This window comes from Streptomyces capoamus, assembly GCF_014654935.1.
GTDB classification, from domain to species: domain Bacteria; phylum Actinomycetota; class Actinomycetes; order Streptomycetales; family Streptomycetaceae; genus Streptomyces; species Streptomyces capoamus.
Window position 1 is genome coordinate 8111 of sequence record NZ_BNBF01000030.1, and the last position, 3119, is coordinate 11229.

Sequence of the window (3119 nt, forward strand, 5' to 3'; positions counted from 1 at the left end):
CGGCCCCGGGCACCGGCGTGCTTCCCCGGGGTGCCGACCGCTGGACCCGGGCCCTGGACGACCTCGTGGCCCGGCGCGACCTCACCGTCGGCTTCGCCGCCGTGGCGCTGCTCATCGCGGTCGCCCTGGGCGCGATGCACGCGCTGGCCCCGGGCCACGGCAAGACCCTGATGGCCGCGACGGCGGCGGCGCGCGGTGGCCGGGCCCGGCCGCGGGACGTGCTGCCGCTGGCCGCCTCGGTCACCGTGACCCACACCCTGGGCGTGGTCGCCCTGGGCCTGCTGGTCACGGCCGGCTCCGCCGCCGCGCCGGCGGTGATCTCCTGGCTGGGCATCGCCAGCGGCGCCCTGGTGCTGGCGGCCGGCGTCACCCTGCTGCGCCGGGCCTGGCACAACCGGGTGCGGGCGGTCGGCGTGGTGCACGAACCGGCCGAGCGGCGGGAGTTGGCGGTGGTGGGCGCCGGCCACGGCGCCGCACACCACCATAATGACGGCGCCGAGCACACCCATGACGGCCACAGTCACGAACACGAACACGGGCATGAACACGGGCACGGGCATGAACACGGGCACGGGCACGAACACGGGCACGGGCACGTCCACGGACACGGGGAGCACACCCACACCCATGGCGGGCACACCCACTCGCACCCCGTCGCGCCCACCGTCCGCGGCACGATCCTGCTGGGGTTCGCCGGCGGGCTGGTGCCCAGTCCGTCCGCGGTGGTCGTCCTGGTCGGTGCCGCCGCGCTGGGCAAGGCGTGGTTCGGGCTGCTGCTCGTCGTGGCGTACGGGGCAGGGCTCGCGCTGACCCTCACCGCCGCCGGGTTCGCCGTGGTACGGCTGGGCGCGGGGGCGGCCCGGGTCATGGAGCGGCGCCCGCGCTGGAGTACGCACCCCCTGACCGCCCTGGTGCGCCGGACCCTGCCGCTGGTCTCGGCGCTGGTCGTGCTGGCGCTCGGCACGGGACTGGTGCTCAAGGGGGCCGCGTCCGCGCTGGGCTGAGCGCGGGCCGCCCCGGACGCGGTGCCGTTCGCGGTGCGTGTGCGACGGCGGCGGAGACCCCGTCCCCCGGGACCTCCGCCGCCGCGCCGGTCCCGCCCCGGGGGTCTCCGCCGGGAGGGATCCCGGAAGGTTCACCCGTGGGAGCGAGCCCGTTCGGGTCAGGCCGCGTTGGTGAACACCGGCAGGTAGCCGCCGGACTGGCCGGACGCGGTCGGGTGGTACGACTCGCCGATGTCGAGCCAGTTGAGGCTGTGCAGCCAGGAGCTGCCGGAGCAGATCTCGTGGCCGCTGAACGTGGTGCGGACGTCGCCGAAGACGAAACCGTGGGCGGTGGCGCGGGCCTTGATGGCGGTGTCGAGGTAGTCGGCGGCGTCGTTGATCGCGGACCGCTTGGTCTCCGAGAGGCCGAGGCACGACTGGCCGAGCAGGTAGAAGCGGGGGTAGCCGATGACGACGACCCGGGCGGACGGGGCTTTGGCGCCGATCGCGTCGTAGACGGTGTCCAGCTTGCCGGGGAGCGTGTTGGCGACGTACGCCTTCGCGGTGCTGATGCGGGACAGGCACGTGCTGTCGGAGCTGGTCACACAGGTCGTCATGACATCGGCGAAACCGGCGTCGTTGCCGCCGATGGTGAGGGACACCAGTGCGGTGGAGGAGTTCAGCGAGCCGAGCTGGTTCGCGAGCACGTCGTCCGTCTTCGCGCCGGAGCAGGCGTTGAAGGCGAACGAGGAGGGGCTGTGGGCGGCGTTCCACAGGTACGGGTAGGCCTTGGTGCTGCGGTCGCAGCTGCCGCTGGAGCTGATGTAGCTGCCGGCGCCCACCCCGGACGAGTAGGAGTCGCCGAGCGCGACGTAGCCGCCGGCCGCGGCCGTCGAGGAGGCCTGCGCCGAAGCGGCCCCGGTGAGACCGAGGCCGGCGGCGAGGAGGAGCGAGGTCACGAATCCGGTAAGTCGGGAACGTCTCATGGAACCTCCCTTTAGCAGGATCTCTGCCTCAACTGTCGTAGCAGCTACGCGTGTTGACAGGAAGTGTTCATGCCAAGACTTTTGTGATCTCAACAGGATCAACCCGAAAGGTTCACCGCTCACCTATTGCGTGGGCATGTCAGGTCTGCCGACGGCCCGTCAACCCCGCCGCACCGCCGGCCGGTCCGCGGCACCGGCGGGCGGACCGGGCCGCCGAAGAACCGCGCTCCCCCGCGGGGGAAATGCCATGCGCGGAGCGCACTCGTGCCGGATCATGGCGGCATGTCTGCGAACCCACACGACGCTCTGCCGATCCGGCTCCACGTCGACGACTCCGACTCGCCGTCCGACGTCGTCGACGCGCTGTTCCTCGGCCGCTTCGCGACGGGCGAGCAGCCGTACTCGCACGCGGCGAACATCGACCGGGTGCGCTCGGGCGCGACCCTGCTGCCGGAGGACGCCCGGGTGTTGCGGGTCGCCCGCGACGAGGACCGCAGCGCGACCCTCGCCGAGGGCGACGGCTGGACCCTGCTGGTCTCCCGCTGGAACCGGGGCGCGGACGTCACGGTCACCGCGACCAGCGCCGAACTGGCCCAGCGGATCCTCGACCAGGCCACGGACGGCGCGACCGACGAGCCGGAACCGCAGCCGGAGAACGTGACGATGGGGTTCTGGTACGTCTCCCCCAGGCGCGGCCCGCACCGCACCACCCGCCAGATCTCCGCGGGCACCTGGGAGGAGGTCCGGCCCAACTACTCGGCGCCGGTGGCCGAGGCCATGGACCGCCTGATGAAGACGACCCCCGAGGACATCGCCGGCCGGCTGCTGCTGCTGCACGGACCGCCCGGCACCGGCAAGACCTCCGCGCTGCGCACCCTGGCCCGGTCCTGGCGGGACTGGTGCCAGGTCGACTGCGTACTGGACCCGGAGCGGCTCTTCTCCGACGTCGGCTACCTGATGGACATCGCGATCGGCGAGGACGACGGCGCGGGCAAGGGCCGCTGGCGGCTGCTGCTGCTGGAGGACTGCGACGAGCTGATCCGCGGCGAGGCCCGGCACACCGCGGGCCAGGCGCTGTCCCGGCTGCTGAACCTGACCGACGGCCTGCTCGGCCAGGGCCGCAACGTGCTGGTCGGCGTCACCACCAACG

3 protein-coding genes are annotated in these 3119 nt (G+C 73.1%); 2 read left to right on the forward strand and 1 reads right to left on the reverse strand.

Annotated elements, in window-relative coordinates; translation table 11 throughout:
* Positions 1-1004, forward strand: a 1004-nt coding sequence (locus IE312_RS42940; protein ID WP_368860038.1) for a HoxN/HupN/NixA family nickel/cobalt transporter, incomplete at its 5' end; no start/stop codon positions are given.
* A 158-nt stretch (positions 1005-1162) separates the two neighbouring features.
* On the opposite strand, the gene IE312_RS32975 is transcribed toward IE312_RS42940, so the two are convergent.
* Complete coding sequence (locus tag IE312_RS32975) at positions 1163-1969, reverse strand: SGNH/GDSL hydrolase family protein (RefSeq protein ID WP_189985908.1); 807 nt, start codon at positions 1967-1969, stop codon at positions 1163-1165.
* Positions 1970-2251: 282 nt separating this feature from the next.
* On the opposite strand from IE312_RS32975, the gene IE312_RS32980 reads away from it, so the two are divergent.
* A partial coding sequence (locus IE312_RS32980) for a DUF5925 domain-containing protein (protein WP_229900718.1) occupies positions 2252-3119 on the forward strand: 868 nt, incomplete at its 3' end.

Coding starts and splice junctions, on each gene's coding strand:
- IE312_RS32975 (WP_189985908.1), bottom strand. CDS start 1,969: ATGAGACGTTCCCGACTTACCGGATTCGTGACCTCGCTCCTCCTCGCC.